Here is a 20,847-nt window from a genome sequence, read left to right on the forward strand (position 1 = left end):
ATCTTGCAAGGACGTTAGACAAACGAATTTTATTGTCACTTAAATGCATTTTTGCGGATGTATGAGATTGCGCATCGAGCTTGCTAGAACCCTTTCCCGAGATTTTCTCAACACGGAGTGTCATTAGGAGCGCTGACCGCCTGATCCAATCCGCGTCATATCCGCAGCCGATTTCGCGGTGCCCATTCCAACAAAGGATCATTGACCAAGCCGTACCATGTGCCCAAGATGGTCCGACAAAGGATTTTCCATGTTGGACAACGTTTCCGCCCTCAAGCTCGTACTTACTGGCGACCCCGCGCTCATCGCCATTGTGCGGCTGTCACTGATCGTGAGCTTGTCCGCGGTGTTCGTTGCCGCCCTCATTGGTGTTCCGCTCGGAGCTACGATCGCAATCACCCACTTTCCCGGCCGCCAGGTCGTAATCGTTTTACTCAATGCGTCGATGGGGCTGCCACCGGTCGTGGTTGGTTTGGCGGTCTATCTGATGCTCTCGCGGTCGGGCCCGCTCGGCTCCTTGGGGCTGTTGTTCACGCCGCAGGCCATGGTCATCGCACAGACGGTGCTGGTCGCGCCGATCGTCGCTGCGCTCACGCGCCAGACCATCCAGGATCTGTTGATCGAATACAGTGACGAACTCACCGCAATGAATATCGGGCCGGCCGGCCGGGTGGCGACTCTGATTTGGGATGCTCGCTTCAGCCTGGTCACCGCACTGCTTGCCGGCTTTGGCCGCGCGGCAGCGGAAGTCGGCGCCATCATCATTGTCGGCGGCAATATCGAAGGATTTACTCGCACGATGACGACAGCAATTGCGCTGGAGACCTCCAAAGGTGACCTGCCGCTCGCCGTTGGGCTCGGTATGGTGCTGATCTCGATAGTGGTCGTGGTCAACGCACTTGCTTGGACCTCACGGCGTGCAGGCGAGCGATTGGCGGGATGAACATGCGCGCCCCCGCTGCCGATCTGCCGATTGCATTCGATAACGTCACGGTCGCAGCCGGTGCAGTAACAATTCTTGACCGGATCACTCTCACGCTGAACCCAGGTGGGCCGACCGTTTTGATCGGCCCGAACGGCTCCGGAAAGACGACATTGCTGCGAATTGCGATGGGTCTCACGACTCCTTCGCGTGGACGCATAACATGGGGTGGACGGGAAGACGTCCCGCCGATACGGCGCGCCATCGTATTCCAGCGCCCGGCGATGCTCAGGCGCAGTGCAGGCGCCAATATCCGGTATGCATTACGTGCGGCAGGCATCGCGCGTGCAGAACAGAAAAATCGAATTGGGGAGCTTCTCGGAATGGTCGGCCTCGAACACCTGAGCGATCGTCCCGCTCGCCGATTGTCGGGGGGCGAACAGCAACGCCTCGCGCTGGCGCGTGCGCTCGCCCGTGACCCCGCCGTGCTGTTCCTTGACGAGCCAACCGCGAATCTCGATCCTGCCGCCGCAAAGGCGATCGAGGATGTCCTCCACGCCGTCAGCCAGCGCGGCATCAAGGTCGTGATGTCGACCCATGATCTCGGTGAAGCCCGACGGTTGGCGGGCGAAATTGTCATGCTCCACCGGGGCGGCGTGATCGAAACCGGCGCGGCAACGTCCTTCTTCAACACACCACGCACCGGCGAGGCAAGGAAGTTCATCGCCAGGGAACTGCTCGTCTGATGGCGACCTCGTGATCGCGGTCGAAGGCGACAAACGTTTATTCAACCAGTACGGCGTCATGCTGGTAAATCCGCAGAAGCATCCGAGCGTGAAAACGCAACTTGGCCAGCAGTTCATCGACTGGCTGGTGTCGCCCGAGGGTCAAAAAGTGATCGCCAACTACGAGATCGGTGGCGAGCAACTGCTCTATCCTAATGCCGGCGACCCGAACGCGTGATGCGCTTGCGGGTTTTGGCAAGCATCGCGCTTATCGTTCTCATGTCAGCGTCAGCTATTGTAATGGATATCGTGCTGCTTCACGCTAGTTGGCAGGATGCGATTTGGTGATTGGTCGTTGTCCTGACTAGCGTGGCGTCTCCTTCAGCCTGGTCAGCGGCAATCTTGCCACGATGCCGATGCATTGATCTCGCGCTCGACTGGAACTAGCGAATATGCCGGCGTCGGCTATTTGTCACTTGCAGTGCTCCTTTGGTCCACCATATCAAACTGGCAAATTGAGGTGCTCTTCGAGTGTCCTTATCACGCATCTTGCACGAAATTAGTGCTTGTCGGATGTGCGAAGCCAAGCTTCCGCACGGCGCCCGGCCGATTTTGCGCGCATCAGGAAGTGCACGACTATTGATCATCAGTCAGGCGCCAGGCAGCAAGGTCCATGAGACTGGTATCCCGTGGAACGACGCAAGCGGCGATCGCCTGAGGGATTGGACGGATTTGAACCGCTCGATCTTTTACGACCAGAGAAAAATCGCGATCCTTCCCATTGGTTTTTGTTACCCCGGCGCGGCCGCGAACGGCGGTGATAAGCCGCCTCGTCCGGAATGCGCTCCTCTCTGGCACGGACGCGTACTTGATCACCTGCCAAATCTTCAATTGACGCTGTTAGTTGGTCAATATTCCCAAAAACGCTATCTGGGATCAAGTCGGAAGAGTTCGATGACGGAGACGGTAAAGGCATTTCCAGAATATGGTCCGAAATTCTTCCCACTTCCACATCCGAGTTGGCGAAGTGGAATCTGGATGCAAAGACAGCCCTGGTTTGAACAGGAGGTCATACCTCAGCTGCGAGGGGCTGTGCAGCGCGTGATCAAGGATTGAGGCAGTCAAATCGTCCGATCGGCGGGCTGCGCTCAAAGCGGGCAGAGACGTCGAAGCTTAGGCCATCGCCGCCGAAGGCGACCAAGCAGCGCTGGTGAAGCAGCGGCATTCAGATCCTGAACGGCTCCGCGATTAGGCGATTTGTCGCATCGACGCATGGTCGCGGCCGTTTTTGCGGTTCAGAACGAGGTAACAATGCTCGTTTACATTTTTTGGCGCGCACCCAACGTCGATATCGAAGTACTCGAGTATGAGAAGGCACTGCTGGGTTTCCACGCAGACCTCATGGCAGATCCCCCTGCGGGACTCGAGGCGTCCGCGACCTATCAAATCTCCGAAGTGCCTTGGTTAAACGACCTTCCAGGTTATGAAGGTTGGTGCTTCATGACGTCGTCGGCCGCTTTAGATGCCTTCAACAATGCAGCGGTCAGACCGGAGCGCTGGAATGTGCATGCTGCAGTTTCCAGCAAGACAGATTTCGGGCATGGTGGTCTTTACTACCACCTGCACGGAGTCGAGAAACCAATTGCCGGCTCGCGGGTAATCTGGTTGAAGCGGCCTCGGGGTTGATGGCGTTTGTGACTACCTGATTGGATCGTTTTTGCTCGTCTCACGGGTGCGTAAGTAATCCTCGGTGGTCATAGTCGGTGGGCGCGGCACCGCATGAGGATCGAAGCTTTCGTTGACGACGGCCTCAACACGGCAGTCTTCACACATCTTTACGACGTCGATGCGCCGAGCATTAGCGCCGGTAAACATCCAGTGCTTTTTCTCAAGTGCGGCGACTACGCGTTCGATTGTACTTTTCGTGCCGAACGGCTTGCCACATCCGATGCAATGGAAGGGATCCTCTTCCTTCAAGACCCGCTGCGGCGCATTCCACGCCTGGAAATCGAGCCGCGGTTGCAGCGCAATGGCGTCCTCGGGACAGGTCGCTTCACACAGCCCGCATTGTACGCAGATGCTTTCAGTGAAGCGCAGCATTGCGCGGTCTGGATTGTCCGACAGCGCGCCGGTCGGACAAGCGTTCACACAAGAGTGACAGAGCGTGCAGCTATCGACATTCAACAACACGCCACCGAATGGCGCCCCGAGCGTAAGCGCCACGACATCGACGGGCGCTGGCGCAGCTAGGTGCAGTTCGCGAAAAGCGGTTTCGAGCAGCCCGCGCTTGGCGCCGCGCGGAACGAAGTTCGCGGGTTTCGGCGTTGCAACGCCAGCCGGCGCCGCCTCCAGCATGGCAAGTAGTTGATCAGGATCATCGGTCTCGATGATGCGCACCAGCCCATCGCCGAAGCCGAGCGCTGCGACGATGCTTCCCGACGTCTCAACAACCCGCCGCAGGCTGAGAGGATCGTGACTGGGTTTTGCACGCGTCAGCAACGCGGCCCCGGCTGCGCCGTAAGCGAACAGCGCAGCAATCGCCTCGAGCCCAATCTGCGTGACTTCGTTGACCCGGACGGGGAGCACATTTGCCGGTAGACCGTCGCCGAACCGCGCCAGCGCGTCGATCAAGGGCTCGCCATGGTCGCCGTCGTGAAACAGCACGACTGCATTGCTGCCGCCAGCCTTGCGATAAGCCTGCATAAGCGTGCGTAACCGCCGCATCAGCACATCCGCGGCCGGCAGCGCATAGGACGCGGCTCCGGTCGGGCAGGCCGCAGCGCAGTGGCCACAGCCTGCACAGACGGCAGGGTCGATTGCCACTGCGTTGCCGTTCGGCGTGATCGCGCCTGTCGGACAGAGGTCAAGACAACGCGTGCAGCCCGTGATTCCCGAGCGCGAATGGGCACAGAGCGATTCGTCGAACTGTATAAAGCGCGGTTTGTCAAAGGTGCCGACCAGATGGCCGGCGTCCGCGATCATTTTTTCAACTGCGGCGCGGTCGCGGGGATCGGCGCATAGATAGCCGGGCCGCAATTCATGTGCGGGAAATAGCGGCCGGCCGCCGCTGATATCCAGCACGATATCGCAAGCCGAGACCGCGCCATTGCGCGGGACTCCGAACTCCAGCCGGCGGCGCGACGAAGGCGCGGGAAATGCATAATCGTCGATCGTGAGTTCAAATTGGCCGAGATACCCACGAGCATTGCGCACGCTGCCCTTCAGGACCGGAAACTCGTTTATGTGGCGAGGAGTCACGTCGCCAGGTTTGGTCAGAAGCACCGTGATGTCGAGACGGTCGGCGAGTCGGCGACCGACCTCGATCGCTTCCTCGTCGCGGCCATAGATCAGGGCGACGCCGCGGCTCTCGAGCGTGACCAGCGCGATGGGCGGCGTATCTTCGCTTGCCGCCGCAATCAGCGCTGCGGCCTTTGGGCCAGCCGCGGCCGCGTCCTTCGACCATCCCGCGGTCTCTCGAATGTTGACGAAGGTGAGCGCTGGGGAGGGGGCGAGATCTTCCGCCATTTCCCGGAACAAGGGTGCTTCCTGGGTGCAGGCGACGGTAATAGGTACGCTATCGGCGAGTGCCGCTTTGAACCGGTCGATGTCGAGTCCGCAGAGCTGGTTGGCCTGCGTGATCTGACCCGAACAGGCACGGGCAATCGCTCGCGCGTCCACCGGCATCGTTTTCTCGCAGTTGCAGATCATCAGATGAGGCGCGGTATCGACCGTCATCGTTTTCCTCCCGCGGGACTACGGCATGACCAGAGTTTCGAGGGGCATAACTGGAGCCTTGCTTCCGAGTATCGACACGCCACGAATAGGCGAACGCGTTAGCGAACATCTGGAGCATCACCACTTGGCTTGGCTTACGAAATCGGAAGATGGCGGCGTTGCCGCCCATTTCATTTCGCACGAAAGTCGCTATCTCAAGACGGTTCGTTGATGGATTAATAGTCACGCGTGAGGAGCGATTTTCCAGATCACGCTAGGACTACAGGTCAGTTTGGCAAATGATAAAAGTCAGCAATTGATATCAACTTTATTGCTAGAACGGTCGCGCACGTTGCAAATCCCCGCCGACTGGAATCCAGAAACGCTTCATCTTGCATTGTGCATTGTTTACCCTAGCTTGTGAGGGCATCCGTCCGTGGAGGAAGCGTCATGAGATCTTTTATTGCCGCGATAGTCTGTTCGGCAGCGATTGGGGTCGGGGCATCTTATTTGCTCCATACACAACAGGAGACCGTCGATGTTGCGTTTTCGACGATCGGCGTGCGCGTCGGTGATCCCGGGCACAATCTGGTCAGATAAATTGGAAAGATCAGATCGACCTTGGGCCGCCGGCCTCAAAAAGGGGCACCTCGCAGAGGTCAGCGGATAAGCGCACGGCCAGACGACCAAGCCGATGTTCACGTTGGTAGAGCGTGAAGTTCGCTGGCTGTCGGTCCGTCGCTGAAAGTGGAGCAGCATGGTTGCTTCCCTATTCTATCAAAAAAAGTGATATCAACTGGCGACATTTATCGTTTGTAAAAAGCGCCCACCCGCATACCCTGGCCTAAAAGAGCACGCCTGCCTGCGAGGAAAAGAGAGCTAAAGACCTATGTGAAAGTTGAGTGGCGGTTGTGGGATGCTGTCGCCAACTCAAAAAGTGAAGCTAAGTTGCGAACGGCGGTTATCGCCCGGGAGCCGTCGCTCGTGATCGACAGGGAGTCTTCGCTGAAATCTCCTCTGCTGCAGGACTGGCAAGCCCCGGCGTTGAGGGCACCGAGTTAGAGCAGACGCCGATTTAACCTGACATGCGGAGTTGGACGAAAAGCCGCTCACGAAAGCGTAAAGGACGCGTGAGATCGGATCGATAATCTCGGAAAGCGAGAGGGAAGCATATGCCCGACATCCAATCGCCTGCAAAACGGCTCGCGCAGAAACGCAAGAAATTATCGCCTAACACCGAAGCTGCCTTTCAAACGTTCAGCCAGACCGTCTTCGCAGATGGTGCGTTACCCGCTAAGGCCAAGCAGATTATCGCCGTCGCGGTAGCACATGTCACCCAATGCCCATATTGTATTAAGGGGCACACCAAGGCGGCGTTACGGCACGGCGCCTCGCAGGAGGAGTTGATGGAAGCGATCTGGGTCGCTGCTGAAATGCGAGCCGGAGGAGCCTATGCGCATTCTGTTCTCGCAATTGAGGAAATGGAAAGGGCTACAGCGGAGACGAATGCGTAGGCGACGACACTGCCCTCTCAGCGAACCAGTCCAGCGTCTCCACTGGCTGACATTCCAGGATGCACGCGTAGCGACCTTTCTCATCCGGCAGTCACGTCGCGGAAAGTGCTGCGCGCGAAACGGCAGAATCTCTTTATCCGACATCCGATCCAGAACTTGGAGGCAGTCGCGTGAACGTAATAGCGCCACTCGTGCGGATTCCCATCGGCGTCATTGTCGAACGATGCAAGGCAAGTTCGCCGTGGTCTGAATTTACCTGGCGCCCGACAGCCGTGCTTGGCGGCCTCCCGGACGCAGATCCGTGGACGCAGCTTGCGAGCGAAGAAGAAACCGTGACCTTTTACGCCGGTGCGGCGGAGATCGAGCTTTATCGCACCGAAACGGAAAACTACCGCGATAATCTCGTCTCGGCCGCGCCCTCAGTGTGGGTCGCACTGCTCTCAACCGCAGGCGACCCCCCGTATGAGATTGCCGCCGCCACCGCGGACCCAGCAGAAGGGGAGGCTTTGACAGAACCGGGCCAAGGAATTGTTGAAGCCGTGCCGATGCCCACCTCGGTGCGTGATACCATTGCCTCGTTTATCTCCGAACACCATGTCGAGCGGACCTTCGAGAAGCGTAAGCGCAATCGTGCGGATCCGGAAGCGTTGGCGCGGCGTGGCCCGCAATACAGGAGCGGCGATGCGTAATGACACGGATTTTCTCGCGCGATGGTCCCGTCGCAAGCATGACGCGGCTACAGACAAGATCAGGCAATCGAGATCGGAGAGTACCCCTGATGACATTGTCTCCGGAACTTCGGCTGCTCTTGCGCAGGGCGAAAATGGACTGCCATTCGACCCTGCGAGTTTGCCTACAATCGAATCCATCGGTGCCGAAACTAATATCCGCGCCTTCCTCGAAGCCGGGGTGCCTGGCGATTTGGCGCGTGCGGCGCTTCGCCGCGTGTGGTCGTTAGACCCTGCGATCCGCGACTTTGTCGGTCTGTCGGAGAACTCCTGGGACTTCAACGCGCCTGGTGCGATGGCGGGCTTCGGACCAATCGACGGCGAGGAAGTCGGGCGGCTTTTGACGCGGCTGTTAGGAGAGCCGGACACAATAGCCGCTGCGGTGCACCCGCCTGTCATATCGCCGCCGGCAGAAGACTCTCAGAAGCCAGCAGGCGAATCCGATCCGATCGAGAATCAAGCAACCAACGCGGAATCGGTGGCTCTGGTATCTGCCAAAGGTCAGCTCTTCGATGAGATCGACGTCGCCGGCGACGTGGCGCAACAGGGCAGAGCCACTGCTCCGCAATCTGAACTCGCCCCATCAGAATGCCTCTCGCCAATTTTGCGCCGAGGTCATGGCGGCGCTTCGCCCCAACTCTGGTGTGGGAGGAAGGGGACGGACAATAGCGAGTGAGTCTCCATCCCTTGGGCATAGACGAAGAGCCGAAATTGCCGACCGGCTCGCATCATCCGCATTGACGGAATGCACACCGCGCTGATCTAGCCAAATTCGGCCGGTCCGCTGCACGTAGCAGGCGACCGTGGGAAGCAGTCTCAAAGAAGTATTTCCAGCTCGGCGCCCGGAATATCTCCAACAAGAAAGCTGCACTTAATTCTCAAGAATTTTCGGTTGTCTCATCGCTCCCTCGATGAGACGCTCCCTACGTCGTGTAGTTACGCATGTGCATCAAGTGAGCAATTCTGCACAAGCGAGCGACGGAGCGCACAACCTGCGCATTTGGTGAGAGGCTAACGGTATGACTGTGCTTATCCGCACTGGCACTCCAAAAAAAGAAAATGAAGCGAGCGACCGGAGACCTGCGGAAGCTATTCCGGCAATTGGTTGTGTTCTCAACCCCGCAGATCTGATCGAATCGCCTCAGCTTCCCGTGTCGAAGTTGTCTAAGGCCCCGGCGCGTACGCTGTCGGTTGAAGCCGTGATGGATCTCGCGAGCGAGATCTTGTGGCCGGAAGTCGGCCATGAACAACCCGTCGAGATCGACGAGTTCGATGCGCACCGTGCCCAGGAATATTCACTTCTCGCCACGCTGTTGAGCCGCTCGCCAGATGCAGCCACGCTCAATCGGATTGCAAAGCTCGGCGGTGATGCGACCCCGCTTGGCCTCGCGCATCAGGCCCTTGCGCTGGCAGCCGGCAATGCGAGCGCCGAAAGGATCGCGCGCGAGTACTTCACCCTTTTCATTGGAGTTGGACGCGGCGAGTTGCTTCCCTACGGATCATACTATCTCACCGGCTTTCTCAACGAACGGCCGCTGGCGCGATTGCGCGAAGATCTCCGCGCGCACGGCATCCAACGCGCCAAGGGACAAGCGGAACCCGAGGACCACGCCGCCATTCTTTGCGAGATCATGTCTGGTATGGCCAGTGGTCAATTTCCGGTAACCGTTCAGATTCAGCAGCAGTTCTTCGAGAAACATCTCGCCACTTGGATTGGTCGCTTCTTCGTCGATTTGGAGCGAGCCGAGGCAGGCGAGTTTTATCATCAGGTGGGAAAGCTCGGCCGGCTCTTCGTGGAGACAGAGACAGAAGCGTTCAGGCTGCCAAGGAGGGCCGAAGCGCGTAACCGGGAGGACACGTGATGCATACGGTAGACAAGACGTCACTAGAACGTCGTCAGTTCCTTCGTGCGCTTGGTGCGGGAGCGGCGGTCGCCGCCGCGTCGCCGCTTGCTCTGGAGGCGAAAGCCGATAGCGAGAGCAACGATGAAAAACGCAAGTCTCGCTACAAGGAAAGCGACCACGTGAAAACCTATTACCGCGTCAACCGTTATCCGAGCTAAGGGAGGCGACCGTGCTGATCAAGAGGACCGAACGCGAAAAGTACCGCGGCTCGTTCGCCGCCTTCGCCAGTGGCTCGAACAAGCATCTCGATCGCCGCGCCTTCTTGCGCCGCTCGGGCCTTGCCGCCAGCGGCCTCGCCGCCTTGGGACCCTTGCCGCTCACGAGCGTGCGCAAAGCGAAGGCCGGCCCACCTGCCGCGCCGGGCGCTGCGGTCACCATCCACAAGAACATCTGTACGCATTGCGCCGTTGGCTGCACGGTTACTGCGGAAGTATCCAATGGCGTATGGATCGGCCAGGAGCCGAGTTGGGACAGCCCGATCAATAGGGGCTCGCATTGCGCCAAGGGGGCCTCGGTGCGTGAGCTGGTGCACAGCGAGCGCCGGCTAAAGTATCCGATGAAACTCGTCAATGGTGAGTGGACTCGCATCGGATGGGATCAGGCCATTGATGAGATCGGCAACAAGATGCTGGAGATCCGTCAGAAATCCGGGCCGGAATCACTCTATTGGATGGGATCGGCGAAGTTCTCCAACGAAGGTGCTTATCTTTTCCGAAAAATGGCGGCGTTCTGGGGCACCAACAACAACGACCATCAGGCGCGCATCTGTCATTCGACCACCGTCACCGGTGTAGCCAACACCTGGGGCTACGGTGCGATGACCAACAGCTTCAATGACGTCCGCAACTCCAAGACCATGGTCTTCATGGGCTGCAACCCGGCGGAGGCGCACCCCGTCTCGCTGCAACACATGCTTGAAGGCAAAGAGCTCAACAGGGCGAACTTCATCGTCATCGATCCGCGGATGACACGCACTGCCGCTCATGCGAACGAGTTTGTCCGCATTCGTCCCGGCACCGACATTCCCGTGCTGATGGGGATGATGTGGCACATCTTCAAGAATGGCTGGGAGGACAAGGAGTTCATCAAGCAGCGCGTCCACGGTTTCGAAGAGGCGCGCAAGGAAATCGACAAGTGGAATCCTGAAGAGGTCGAACGCGTCAGTGGGGTTCCCGGCGCACAGCTCGAGCGCGTCGCCAAATTATTCGCGACCGAGAAGCCGTCAACCCTGCTTTGGTCCATGGGCCAGACCCATCATACGGTCGGCACCGCCAACGTTCGCGCCAGCTGCATGTTATTATTGGCGACGGGTAACGTCGGCAAGCCGGGGACGGGCGCCAACATCATCCGCGGGCATGACAATGTGCAGGGCGCGACCGACATTGGTGTCGATACCGTCACGACCCCGTTTTACTACGGTCTCAGCGAAGGTGCATGGAAGCATTGGAGTCGTGTCTGGGAGGTCGGGTACGATTATCTGGTCTCCCGCTTCGATTCCAAAAAGATGATGGAAACTGCGGGCATTCCCCTGACGCGCTGGTTTGATGCCGTACTTCTGCCTAGGGACCAGGTTGATCAGAAGGACAATGTGCGAGGCATGTTCGTACAAGGACACGCAAGCAACAGCATCACGCGTATCCCGGAATCAATGAAAGCGTTGCCGCAGCTTGATCTGCTGGTCGTCGCCGATCCGCATCCCACCACCTGGGCCTCGCTTGCCGTGGCGGCCGGGCGCAAGGACAACATGTACCTGCTGCCGATTTGCACCCAGTTCGAAACCTCCGGTTCGCGCGTTGCGTCCAATCGCTCGCTGCAGTGGGGCGAGCCAATCGTTAAACCAAGCTTCGAGTCCAAGGACGATTATCAGGTTCTGTACTTAATAGCGAAGAAGCTCGGCTTCGCCGACCAGATGTTCAAGAACATCAAGGTTGAAGGCGACCGTCCGGTGCCCGAGGACGTCCTGCGCGAAATGAATCGGGGAAGCTGGAGCACGGGCTACACCGGCCAGTCGCCGGAGCGGCTGAAGGCACACATGAGGAACCAGCACAAGTTCGATCTGGTGACCCTGCGCGCGCCCAAGGACGATCCGGAGGTTGGCGGCGACTTCTACGGTCTGCCCTGGCCATGTTGGGGCACGCCGGAGCTCAGGCATCCCGGCTCCCCCATCCTCTACAACAGCGACGCTGCTGTCATGGATGGCGGAAATGGATTCCGTGCGCGCTTTGGAGTGGAGCGCAACGGCCAGACGCTGCTGGCCGAAGGTTCATATCTGCCGGGCTCGGAGATCAAGGACGGCTATCCTGAATTCACGATGGGTGTTTTCAAGAAACTGGGCTGGGACAAGGATCTTACGGCCGCAGAACTGGCGACCATTGAAAAAGTCGCAGGCAACCCTGGTAATATTGACACGGTGTCTTGGTCGACCGATCTTTCCGGCGGCATCCAGCGCGTCGCGATCAAGCACGGTTGTTCGCCCTACGGCAACGGCAAGGCGCGGACGGTTGCCTGGAATTTGCCCGATCCAATCCCGGTGCACCGCGAGCCGATTTATTCGCCGCGCGTCGATTTGATCGCACAATATCCTACGTTGCCCGACGCGAAGCAGTTCAGACTTCCGAATATCGGCTTCTCGGTACAGAAGAGTGCCGTCGACAGAGGCATTGCCAGGGCGTTCCCGCTGATCGTTTCGTCGGGTCGCCTCGTCGAGTACGAAGGCGGCGGCGAGGAAACTCGCTCCAACAGGTGGCTCGCCGAGTTGCAGCAGGACATGTTTATCGAGATCAGCCCGGCGGATGCGGCCGAGCGCGGTATCAAGGATGGCGGTTGGGTCTGGGTCACAGGAGCTGAGAACAGCGCCAGGGCGAAGATGAAAGCGCTGGTAACCGAACGTGTCGGCAAAGGCGTGACCTGGATGCCCTTCCATTTTGGTGGCTGGTTCGCCGGTGAGGATCTGCGATCCAGATATCCGCAAGGGTCCGATCCGATAGTGCTCGGCGAAAGCGCCAACACGATCATGACATACGGCTACGACCCGGCAACCGGCATGCAGGAGCCCAAGGTCAGTTTGTGTCAGATCAGTGCGGCATAAGGAGGCGATACCATGGCTCGTGTGAAATTCCTCTGCGACGCCGACCGTTGCATCGAGTGCAACGCTTGCGTTACCGCCTGCAAGAACGAGCACGACGTCCCATGGGGGATCAACCGTCGGCGCGTCGTAACCATCAACGACGGCAAGCCGGGCGAGAGATCGGTCTCGATGGCCTGCATGCATTGCACGGATGCACCTTGCCAGGCGGTGTGCCCGGTGAACTGCTTTATCACCACTGCCGATGGCGTCGTGCTGCACTCCAAGGATCTTTGCATCGGCTGTGGCTATTGCTTCTATGCCTGCCCGTTCGGCGCGCCGCAATATCCCCGCGTCGGAAACTTCGGCTCGCGCGGAAAGATGGACAAGTGCACCTACTGCGCCGGAGGTCCTGAAGCAGATGGCTCAAAGGAAGAGTATGCGAAATACGGCGCCAACCGGCTGGCCGAAGGCAAGCTGCCGCTATGCGCGGAGATGTGCTCGACCAAATCGCTGCTCGCCGGTGACGGCGAGATCATCGCGCAGATCTACAAAGAACGCGTGATGAAACGCGGCTACGGATCTGGAGCCTGGGGCTGGAAGACTGCGTATCAAGAGACTATCGCAACTTAGTACGAGCCTGCGGCCGTCAAGGCTCGATTACGCTCGAAACGAGTCTCACAGGGGTTCGAGAAAGAGCCTCACCAGGAGGATATGGCATGATAATTGTTATCGCCAAATTCCGCGTCATCGTCGGGGCGCTGGCGTTCCTCGTAATGGCGTTAGGTGTACAGCCAGCGAGTGCTCAGCAGCCTACGATGGTCAACCCCCAGGCGAGCGCCGTGAAGGAAGGTCAACTCTTCGATGAGCTGAATCGCATCTCCGGTCGCTGCACTGTACCCGATCAGAAAGCCTGCACGATCGAGCAGCCCGCCGGCCGTGATTGGCGCCATTTCCACGAGGTGACGCTCCGTTGGATCGGTGGCCTCGTGATCGTTGGTATTCTGGCCGTACTCGTCGCCTTCTATCTCTGGCGCGGCATGGTGAAAATCGAAAGTGGACGGTCAGGACGCGCCATCGTGCGTTTCAACGGCTTCGAACGGTTCGTGCATTGGATGACGGCGACCTGTTTCATCATTCTCGCCCTTTCGGGGCTCAACATAACCTTCGGCAAGCCTCTACTGTTGCCTCTCATCGGTCCCGAGCCGTTTACAGCCTGGTCGCAATTGGCAAAATATGCCCATAACTATCTGAGCTTCCCGTTCACGATCGGTGTGTTCTTGATATTTCTCATGTGGATCGCGGGAAATATCCCCAATCGGGTCGATGTGGAATGGCTGAAGCGGGGCGGCGGCATCGTCGGTCATGATCACCCGCCGGCCTACCGATTCAACGCCGGCCAGAAGATGATCTATTGGATCGTCGTTCTCGGCGGCACTGCCGTCGCAGTTAGTGGCTATGTGTTGATGTTCCCCTTCTATGGCACAGACATCGCCAGTATGCAGGCCGCTCAAATCACGCATGCTATCGTAGCTGTTCTATTCATCGCCGCCATGATCGCACACATCTATATCGGTACAATGGGCATGGAAGGTGCGTTTGAAGCCATGGGGACCGGCACCGTCGATCTCAATTGGGCCAAGGAACACCATAATCTATGGCTCGAAGAGGAAAAGGCGAGGACCGGGTCGGACGAGACGCAGCGACAGCCGGCCGCCACTCCTGCGGAATGATTGAACATTCGAGAAATCCGCTGAGCCGACTTGTGTGAAGTACTTGCAGAATAGAGTTACTAGACTAGTCGGCTAATGCTCGTCGAGTTCGGCGTTGGCCCAATCTAACCGGAGATAGGAGTGACGCCCCATGAGCACTAGAAGCACAATTATTTCTGTATCTCTGGTGCTCGGCATTGGGATCGCATCCGCTGGTTCAGCTACTGCGCAGGGAACAATCGGCGGCACCGGTCAAGGTATGATGGGCCCCTGCATGAAGCAAGACGACACTAATCAAGGCATGATGGGTCGGGGCACGACGCAGGGCGGTGGGGCCATGATCTGCCCAATGATGAGCGGTGTGATGCAAGGTGGCCAAAGCATGATGGCCTCTGGAATTATGGGCCCCAATATGATGCGTGGCAGCACCGGCGGCATGAGTGCGCTGTTCGGATCGCACGTAGTACCGGCGATGAATTTATCCGTAGATGACGTGCGCGGCTATTTCACTGCGCAACTTGATCGTCTCGGCAACAAGCGGCTAAAGATTGGAAACATCAATGCGGTTGGCGGCACCATCGCCGCCGAGATTGTCACCGTTGACAACTCGCTTGTCCAACACATGACAATTGATCGCAGCACTGGGAATATCGATTACGAAAATTAATCGTGGACCTCGGACGCCCGCCAAAGAATCCCATCCAGGATGGCAAGCTGAATCTCAGCGATTCAAACAAGAAGGATCTGATCGAGTATCTGAAAGGGATATGAACGCAACACACATACCAACGCGCCCAGAGCAAAGATTGGTCCATGGATTACAGCGTCCTTTTCGTGCAGGCTCTGGTCCGGCTACAGGAGAAGCGGCGGTATCGGGTGTTCGCCGATCTCGAACGCATCGCTTGATCGCAGCCGCCCGCCTGCCGCCGAAGGGCCGCGACTATCGCCTCGATCTGCTGCGTGGATTTGCCATCTGGGCGATCTATCTCGACCACATTCCCAACAATTCGGTCAATTGGATCACCCTGCGCAATTACGGGTTCAGCGACGCGGCCGATCTGTTCGTTTTCATCTCAGGCTACACGGCTTCGTTCGTCTACGCGCGCATCATGCTCGAGCGCGGGTTCGTGGTCGGCGGCACCCGCCTCATCAAGCATGCCTGGCAGATCTACGTGGCGCACGTGCTCCTGTTCGTGATCTACATCGCCGAGATCGGGTACCTCGCTCAGCACTACAACAATCCGAACCTGGAGAACGAGTTCAACGTCGCCAACTTTATGCGTAACCCGGCTGAGACACTCTACCAGGGTCTTATCCTCTCGTTCAAACCTGTCAATATGGACGTGCTGCCACTTTTCATCGTGCTGATGTTGGTCTTCCCTCCGGTGCTGTGGGCGATGCTGCGGCGACCGAACCTGACGCTCGCGGCATCTTTTTTGCTCTATCTTGCCGCACGTTACTTCAGCTGGAACTTACCCGCCTATCCGATCGGTTCGTGGTATTTCAACCCGCTTTGTTGGCAGCTTTTGTTCATCCTCGGCGGCTGGTTCGCGCTCAGCGGTTCAATCGAGTCCAGGCCGCTGATCCGGTCGCGTGCGCTGCTCGTGCTAGGGAGCGCCTACCTCGTGTTCGCACTGGTCATGACGATGGGGGGACGATTCCCCGAGCTCGCCCACATGATGCCGGCGTGGCTCGTTGATGCGTTCAACCCCAATGACAAGACCAATCTCGCGCCCTACCGCCTCATTCATTTCATCATCCTGGCTTTCTTCATCACGCGGTTCATGCCGCGCGACTGGCAGGGCCTGCACTGGCTGGCGTTCCGGCCGGCCATCAAATGCGGCCAACGATCGCTTGAAGTGTTCTGCTTCGGTGTTTTCCTTGCGGTCTTGGCGCACGTCGCGCTCGTCGAAGTCTCGAATGATATATGGATGCAGATACTGGTCAGCGTCGTCGGCATCGCATTGATGACAGTGCTCGCTTACTACCGTTCCTGGTCTAAGGATGTCGACAAGTCCCATGCGAAGGCTTCCGCAACCACAGCGCCGGCACAGCCGCCGGCCGACCGGCACTGCGCCTGAGAACAACGCTGCGCGTCGTGTCGTCCGGAATGTGGTGGGAATTCGGTGTGACCCGCTTCAGTAATAAGAAGATATCGCTTCAGGCTGCAAGGTCAATTCCGGGTCAAGCCCGGAGACCTGATCGATGGCTTGGTGGCGAGCGTCTGCCAAACATCAACGTCGCGCAGGTTGATCTGACCGGACGCGGCGTGCGGTTGCGGGCGCTTACTGGTTATGAGGATCCGCCTGCCTGATCCCTCTCCGTGGGGAACTCGGCCTTGCGATGTCCCATCATGTTGAGTGCTGCGGCTTGTCCCTGACGCTCCGCGACGATCCAGTGTTCAACTCTGCCGCCAGAGTGCGGGTCTGGCCAGCGTGCAATATCGCCAGCTGCAACGACTCCCTTCGCACTTGTTTCAAGACAGGGATTCACGACGACTCCGCGCTCGACGGCAATCCCCGCTCTTACTGGAAGGTCAATTCGGGGGCGGACACTGATACCAGCAACAACAACGTCTCCATCGAGAATGCTGCCGCCCTTTAAGGCGATTTGCTTCCTGACGATTGCTACTGCCGTCTCATGAACCTTGATGCCGCGGCTACGCAGCCGTAACCTCAAGCCTGATAAAATTCGCACCAAGAATGATTGCCCTGCGCGCGTTTGTGCGCGTCCGATGATGGCACGGCAATCCGCAAGCGAACGAAGAGAATGAACGTGCCTGGTCGCTCCTGGGGATCCAGTGACGAACCGGCTCAGCCCCGGTGGCAAGCAGCAATCGATGATAGCGAATACTCTGTCCGTCTGAGGACGCGATTTCCCGCGAGCCGGGATCAAGGCGAACAACCTCCGTCGCGACTCGCAGGTCGATGGCGCTTTCTGAGTAGAATGATGCCGGCCGGAGCGGCACCCCGTCCTCTGAGACGTTGCCGGCGAGATAATCCTTTGACAGACTCGGGCAGTCCACGGGCGCGGCAGCGTCGCTACTCAACATCACGATACTGGCTGCAAAGCTCTCACGCCGCAGCATTCAGCTGCTGCAAAGCCAGCCGCGCCCCCTCTGACAATAACAGTTCTTCTTCACTTCCAATTACACTCGCGCAGCTTGCGACGGCAACGTGTGCACGTGAACATCTCGTGACGAATGTCTCTTCAGGATGTCTGTTGCACGTTCTTCGGCTTTGGTATCCCTGGTTCGCACCCATAGCAGCAGGCCTCCATGAGAGACTTGCGTCTGCAGATACTGCGCGTGGTTATCACCCAGCCACTTAGCCAGGAGCGCGCCGACAATGGCTCCCGCCCCGCCGACGAATGTTGCCGCGACTATGGCAGCAGCGATAGTTCCGCCGGAAATGACGACTACGCCTGCAGCAACGGTTGCGGTTGCATATACAAGGCCACCCACTATGCCGCCTTGAGCGTCCCCGATGGCCTCAGGCGAGACATATGCTGTTCGCGGGACAACCGGATTGTCTTCGACGGCGCGCACGTTCGCAAAGCCGCCGCCGAGCTTTTCATTCACCGCCTCTTCACTGGCGAGCAAACTCAAATCGGCCCGGTGGAAGCCGGAACTCAGGAGTTCGTCGATTGCCGCCTGAAGATCATTCGCGCTCCCAAAGACGCCGACTGCTTCGCGAATAGTGTCTGGCTTCTCGCCCATGGCAAGTTCTTTCGTTAGTGTAGGCGCATTGGGTGTCTTTCATCGGCGAACCTGTCTGTCATCGGCAACGAATTGCTTCAGGTAAGCGATCGTTCGCTATTTCCTGATCTCGTCAGATCGGAGAAGATCAGCTTTGTGTCAGGAAAGTCCGCTGGCAAACCAACCCACAGCGTCCGTCTTCATGGGATCCACGGCGAGCGAGATATTTTCCGTCCGATCGCAGGTCGAGCATTCGAACGTACGCATCTCAAACCCCCGCCGGCCAGCCGAAATGCGCGCCAGCGCCATCTTATGCTTGCAGACGGGACAAAGCGGACGATCGTTCGGCGAACCCATACGCTTTACCTCCGCGAGTTACGACTTTAGCCTATGCAAGTTTGACAGGCAGGTTTCATCTTCTTGGGACGTCCCTGTCCGTGTGAATTGGCCGGCGTACAGCCGTCCATCTCACCTCGACTTCGATTGTCTGCCGTCCGCAGCGAATTGCTTCAGATAAGCGATCAGGTCCGATATTTCCTGATCTCTCTTCAGACCAGAGAAGATCATCTTTGTGCCCGGCACGACTTTCGCTGGCGCGCGGAGATAGACGAACAATGTCCGCTCGTCCCACACCAAACCTGAATTTTTGTTCGCTGATGAGTAGCTATAGTTCGGATATTGGCCCGCTGGCCGGTTAACGACGCCGTTTAGCACCGGCGCAATTCCGTTTTGAGCATTAGGGCCTATCTGGTGACAGGCCATGCATTTCTTAAACACTATCGCACCGGCGTCAGGGCGCCCAGCAGGCATGGCATCCTGGCCTCGAGCTGGGCCGACCGCGAGCGAGGTTAGAGCAAGCACTAGCATTGAGATCGGATTCAAGTTCTTCTCTCTGTACCTAAATCGAAGCTAACCCGTTTTGCGTTAGCTGCTCCCTCGGTGACGAGGTAGAGTTGAGCACCAGGTTCTCTTGTCACCAATGATGCGATTAGCCTCTCATCGAACAACAGTGCAGACAAACGAATTTCATTGACATTTGACCTCACTAATTATGCTATCAACGCATGGATATTGAGCTTGCCAGGACTTTTTTAGAAATCGTCTCTACCGGAAGCTTCATCAAAGCCGCCGACCGTTTGCATGTCGCGCAAACGACGGTTAGCGCACGCGTGCGCCTCCTTGAGCAGCAGCTCGGACGACCGCTTTTCGTTCGCAATAAGGCCGGCGCGAGCCTCACCCCGGCGGGTGAACAATTCCTTCGTTACGCTCCGACATTCGTACAACTGTGGCAGCGCGCAAAACAGCAGGTCGCGGTACCTGAAGGACACCGCGCAGTTTTGACGATTGGAAGCGAGGTCAGCTTGTGGCAGCCGCTTCTGCTCGAGTGGGTCAGGATGATGCGGCATTCGCATCCGGACATAGCGCTTCGCGTTCATGTCGACGTTCCTCAAGATCTAATCACGCACGTAGCGGCCGGACTCGTGGATATCGCGATCATGTACGCGCCCCAGCATAGACCTGGTTTAGAGGTAGACTTGCTGATTGAGGAAGAGCTCGTACTGGTAACAACCGACCTCAAGACGTATCGCGCAAATGATCCCAGATACGTTCACGTCGAATGGGGACCGGACTTTGCCCTTCATCATGCGGTAAGTTTTCCGGATACGACCCCCAGCCTGGTGGCCAATCTTGGTCCCTTGGCCCTCAACTATGTTCTGTTGGAGGGTGGTTCTGGTTACTTCCGAATGCATGCAGTTCAGCGCCATCTAGCATCGGGAAAACTACATCTAGTCCCCGGCGCGCCCCGCTTCTCGTTCCCGGTCTATGCCGCGCACTCAACGAACGTAGAGGCTGCTACATTGGGTGCAGCGCTCACCGTGTTGCGCGCGGTCGCCAAGGCGGAAGTCGAATAATCGAAAGCTCGGCTTGATACCTCACAGCTCGTCGGGCCAAATGGCATAATTTGCGCGATCGTTACCGCAGTCGAGAAGGACATCGTCATAGCGATTCCACGATGCGCCACCCTGTTTTGCATCAGTTTTTCAACTCGGATCAGCAACCTTGGAGCGCTCTGTCAAAGACGAGATGAGCCGCTGGATGCGAACCAGCAAAAACGTCAGGAGAACTTCTTAGTGAATTGCTTAGCCAGGGCGTCCGCTGTCGCGTCTGCTATTTGATAGACATGCGTCTTCATTTCTTCCCAGGTCTTGGCCTCGGCGTCGTAATTGCGGTCCCTCAACTGCTGGATTTGCTGGATGTGATGGCCGCCATGCGCCAGAAGAAGGCCTTGCACTGCGTCTTTCGGCAAATAGGGATTCGCTTGGCTCAAGAAGGTCGCGATCTCGTCGGCGTTTGAAGTAAGGGACTGAGTTGCCTTTGCTTGAGCAGAAACATCACCGGCTACGGCGGCTACCAGATAGGCTTTCACCGCGCCATAGTGGCCAGCGAGCAGCTTGAAACACTTATCCTTTGCTGCTGCACCATAAAAGGGTTCAATTGAGGCGGCGATAGCTTGCGCGTTTGCAACTGCTTGCTTTTCCGCGGCCTTGATCGCCGAATCATTTTTGTCGATCGCTGCAACCGAAACGTTCCGCACCCAAAAAATGTGACCAAGCCAAAGATCTCGAAGAGCCACTGCGGTTTGAAAAGTCTTTTGATCACGTGCAGCATTCTTCTGTGTTTCAGATACCGCAGTCGCGGCCTTGCTATGATCGTGCCTATCGCGCGCGAAAGCGCTTTCCGAAATCGGAACGATCGCCGCAGTGGCGACCGCCAGCGCGAGGAAACTTCGACGATTGGCGACGTCCTTTGGAGTTAAGGTTTGTGACATCACGTCCTCCTATATCGGCGCCGATTTCCTGATCACG

The 20,847-nt window shown here is 57.9% G+C and carries 19 protein-coding genes and 2 pseudogenes; 16 read left to right on the forward strand and 5 right to left on the reverse strand.

The window, feature by feature from the left end; translation table 11 throughout:
* Positions 1-250 precede the first annotated feature (250 nt).
* The 5 genes and pseudogenes from V1277_RS13625 to V1277_RS13645 all read left to right on the forward strand — a co-directional run bounded on the left by V1277_RS13625 (position 251) and on the right by V1277_RS13645 (position 3,333).
* Positions 251-943 (forward strand): ABC transporter permease, encoded by a 693-nt coding sequence (locus V1277_RS13625; protein WP_334416583.1) that lies wholly within the window; start codon positions 251-253, stop codon positions 941-943.
* A gap of 2 nt (positions 944-945) precedes the next feature.
* Positions 946-1,668 (forward strand): ATP-binding cassette domain-containing protein, encoded by a 723-nt coding sequence (locus tag V1277_RS13630; protein WP_334420371.1) that lies wholly within the window; start codon positions 946-948, stop codon positions 1,666-1,668.
* Position 1,669: 1 nt separating this feature from the next.
* A pseudogene (locus V1277_RS13635) lies at positions 1,670-1,885 on the forward strand (substrate-binding domain-containing protein); the annotation flags it as partial.
* 335 nt (positions 1,886-2,220) lie between these two features.
* Positions 2,221-2,763, forward strand: a complete 543-nt coding sequence (locus V1277_RS13640; RefSeq protein ID WP_334416585.1) for a uracil-DNA glycosylase family protein — start codon at positions 2,221-2,223, stop codon at positions 2,761-2,763.
* 195 nt (positions 2,764-2,958) lie between these two features.
* Positions 2,959-3,333 carry a hypothetical protein gene (locus tag V1277_RS13645; RefSeq protein WP_334416587.1) on the forward strand — a complete coding sequence of 125 codons (375 nt, stop codon included), beginning with the start codon at positions 2,959-2,961 and terminating at the stop codon, positions 3,331-3,333.
* A 12-nt stretch (positions 3,334-3,345) separates the two neighbouring features.
* On the opposite strand, the gene V1277_RS13650 is transcribed toward V1277_RS13645, so the two are convergent.
* The gene (locus tag V1277_RS13650; protein WP_334420372.1) at positions 3,346-5,331 is read right to left on the reverse strand and encodes a 4Fe-4S binding protein; all 1,986 of its coding nucleotides are present in this window, start codon (positions 5,329-5,331) and stop codon (positions 3,346-3,348) included.
* A 1,202-nt stretch (positions 5,332-6,533) separates the two neighbouring features.
* Between V1277_RS13650 and V1277_RS13655 the strand changes: the two genes are divergently transcribed.
* The 10 genes from V1277_RS13655 (at position 6,534) to V1277_RS13700 (ending at position 16,364) form a co-directional block, all read left to right on the forward strand.
* Positions 6,534-6,875, forward strand: a complete 342-nt coding sequence (locus V1277_RS13655; RefSeq protein ID WP_334416589.1) for a carboxymuconolactone decarboxylase family protein — start codon at positions 6,534-6,536, stop codon at positions 6,873-6,875.
* A 170-nt stretch (positions 6,876-7,045) separates the two neighbouring features.
* Positions 7,046-7,564, forward strand: coding sequence for a DUF3305 domain-containing protein (locus V1277_RS13660; protein WP_334416590.1), 519 nt, complete (start codon positions 7,046-7,048; stop codon positions 7,562-7,564).
* A complete protein-coding gene (locus tag V1277_RS13665; RefSeq protein ID WP_334416592.1) occupies positions 7,557-8,279 on the forward strand; it encodes a DUF3306 domain-containing protein in 723 nt (240 codons plus the stop codon). Before V1277_RS13660 ends, V1277_RS13665 begins: the two co-directional genes overlap by 8 nt.
* A 343-nt stretch (positions 8,280-8,622) precedes the next feature.
* Entirely contained in the window at positions 8,623-9,465 is an 843-nt protein-coding gene (locus V1277_RS13670) for a TorD/DmsD family molecular chaperone (protein ID WP_334416593.1), read from the forward strand.
* Positions 9,465-9,665, forward strand: a complete 201-nt coding sequence (locus tag V1277_RS13675; RefSeq protein WP_334416594.1) for a twin-arginine translocation signal domain-containing protein — start codon at positions 9,465-9,467, stop codon at positions 9,663-9,665. The genes V1277_RS13670 and V1277_RS13675 overlap by 1 nt, the downstream gene beginning before the upstream one ends.
* 11 nt (positions 9,666-9,676) lie before the next feature.
* A complete protein-coding gene (locus V1277_RS13680; protein WP_334416596.1) occupies positions 9,677-12,595 on the forward strand; it encodes a formate dehydrogenase subunit alpha in 2,919 nt (972 codons plus the stop codon).
* A 12-nt stretch (positions 12,596-12,607) separates the two neighbouring features.
* Positions 12,608-13,204, forward strand: a complete 597-nt coding sequence (gene fdh3B / locus V1277_RS13685; RefSeq protein ID WP_334416598.1) for a formate dehydrogenase FDH3 subunit beta — start codon at positions 12,608-12,610, stop codon at positions 13,202-13,204.
* An 86-nt stretch (positions 13,205-13,290) separates the two neighbouring features.
* On the forward strand, positions 13,291-14,304 hold the full coding sequence (locus V1277_RS13690) for a formate dehydrogenase subunit gamma (RefSeq protein WP_334416600.1): 1,014 nt from the start codon (positions 13,291-13,293) through the stop codon (positions 14,302-14,304).
* Between the two features lie 130 nt (positions 14,305-14,434).
* Positions 14,435-14,950, forward strand: a complete 516-nt coding sequence (locus tag V1277_RS13695; RefSeq protein ID WP_334416602.1) for a hypothetical protein — start codon at positions 14,435-14,437, stop codon at positions 14,948-14,950.
* A 235-nt stretch (positions 14,951-15,185) separates the two neighbouring features.
* Positions 15,186-16,364 (forward strand): OpgC domain-containing protein, encoded by a 1,179-nt coding sequence (locus V1277_RS13700; protein WP_334416604.1) that lies wholly within the window; start codon positions 15,186-15,188, stop codon positions 16,362-16,364.
* A gap of 211 nt (positions 16,365-16,575) precedes the next feature.
* On the opposite strand, the pseudogene V1277_RS34990 reads toward V1277_RS13700, so the two are convergent.
* From V1277_RS34990 to V1277_RS13710, 3 genes and pseudogenes are all read right to left on the reverse strand, one after another.
* Positions 16,576-17,371 (reverse strand): annotated as a pseudogene (locus V1277_RS34990) (NAD(P)/FAD-dependent oxidoreductase).
* Positions 17,372-17,431: 60 nt separating this feature from the next.
* Positions 17,432-18,001 (reverse strand): hypothetical protein, encoded by a 570-nt coding sequence (locus V1277_RS13705; RefSeq protein ID WP_334416606.1) that lies wholly within the window; start codon positions 17,999-18,001, stop codon positions 17,432-17,434.
* Between the two features lie 447 nt (positions 18,002-18,448).
* On the reverse strand, positions 18,449-18,862 hold the full coding sequence (locus V1277_RS13710; RefSeq protein WP_334416608.1) for a c-type cytochrome: 414 nt from the start codon (positions 18,860-18,862) through the stop codon (positions 18,449-18,451).
* A 182-nt stretch (positions 18,863-19,044) separates the two neighbouring features.
* Here V1277_RS13710 and V1277_RS13715 point away from each other — a divergent pair, with 182 nt between their 5' ends.
* A complete protein-coding gene (locus tag V1277_RS13715; RefSeq protein ID WP_334416610.1) occupies positions 19,045-19,893 on the forward strand; it encodes a LysR family transcriptional regulator in 849 nt (282 codons plus the stop codon).
* A gap of 203 nt (positions 19,894-20,096) precedes the next feature.
* Here V1277_RS13715 and V1277_RS13720 read toward each other — a convergent pair whose 3' ends face one another.
* Entirely contained in the window at positions 20,097-20,810 is a 714-nt protein-coding gene (locus tag V1277_RS13720; protein WP_334416612.1) for a hypothetical protein, read from the reverse strand.
* Between the last annotated feature and the right edge of the window lie 37 nt (positions 20,811-20,847).

Origin of the sequence: Bradyrhizobium sp. AZCC 1588, from assembly GCF_036924735.1 — a bacterium.
GTDB lineage: Bacteria > Pseudomonadota > Alphaproteobacteria > Rhizobiales > Xanthobacteraceae > Bradyrhizobium.

What these genes read in the sequence shown, in the direction of transcription:
- V1277_RS13625 (WP_334416583.1), top strand. Translation starts at nt 251, where the DNA reads ATGTTGGACAACGTTTCCGCCCTCAAGCTCGTACTTACTGGCGACCCC.
- V1277_RS13630 (WP_334420371.1), top strand. Translation starts at nt 946, where the DNA reads ATGCGCGCCCCCGCTGCCGATCTGCCGATTGCATTCGATAACGTCACG.
- V1277_RS13640 (WP_334416585.1), top strand. Translation starts at nt 2,221, where the DNA reads ATGTGCGAAGCCAAGCTTCCGCACGGCGCCCGGCCGATTTTGCGCGCA.
- V1277_RS13645 (WP_334416587.1), top strand. Translation starts at nt 2,959, where the DNA reads ATGCTCGTTTACATTTTTTGGCGCGCACCCAACGTCGATATCGAAGTA.
- V1277_RS13650 (WP_334420372.1), bottom strand. Translation starts at nt 5,331, where the DNA reads ATGCCGGTGGACGCGCGAGCGATTGCCCGTGCCTGTTCGGGTCAGATC.
- V1277_RS13655 (WP_334416589.1), top strand. Translation starts at nt 6,534, where the DNA reads ATGCCCGACATCCAATCGCCTGCAAAACGGCTCGCGCAGAAACGCAAG.
- V1277_RS13665 (WP_334416592.1), top strand. Translation starts at nt 7,557, where the DNA reads ATGCGTAATGACACGGATTTTCTCGCGCGATGGTCCCGTCGCAAGCAT.
- V1277_RS13670 (WP_334416593.1), top strand. Translation starts at nt 8,623, where the DNA reads ATGACTGTGCTTATCCGCACTGGCACTCCAAAAAAAGAAAATGAAGCG.
- V1277_RS13675 (WP_334416594.1), top strand. Translation starts at nt 9,465, where the DNA reads ATGCATACGGTAGACAAGACGTCACTAGAACGTCGTCAGTTCCTTCGT.
- fdh3B (WP_334416598.1), top strand. Translation starts at nt 12,608, where the DNA reads ATGGCTCGTGTGAAATTCCTCTGCGACGCCGACCGTTGCATCGAGTGC.
- V1277_RS13690 (WP_334416600.1), top strand. Translation starts at nt 13,291, where the DNA reads ATGATAATTGTTATCGCCAAATTCCGCGTCATCGTCGGGGCGCTGGCG.
- V1277_RS13695 (WP_334416602.1), top strand. Translation starts at nt 14,435, where the DNA reads ATGAGCACTAGAAGCACAATTATTTCTGTATCTCTGGTGCTCGGCATT.
- V1277_RS13705 (WP_334416606.1), bottom strand. Translation starts at nt 18,001, where the DNA reads ATGGGCGAGAAGCCAGACACTATTCGCGAAGCAGTCGGCGTCTTTGGG.
- V1277_RS13715 (WP_334416610.1), top strand. Translation starts at nt 19,045, where the DNA reads ATGGATATTGAGCTTGCCAGGACTTTTTTAGAAATCGTCTCTACCGGA.
- V1277_RS13720 (WP_334416612.1), bottom strand. Translation starts at nt 20,810, where the DNA reads ATGTCACAAACCTTAACTCCAAAGGACGTCGCCAATCGTCGAAGTTTC.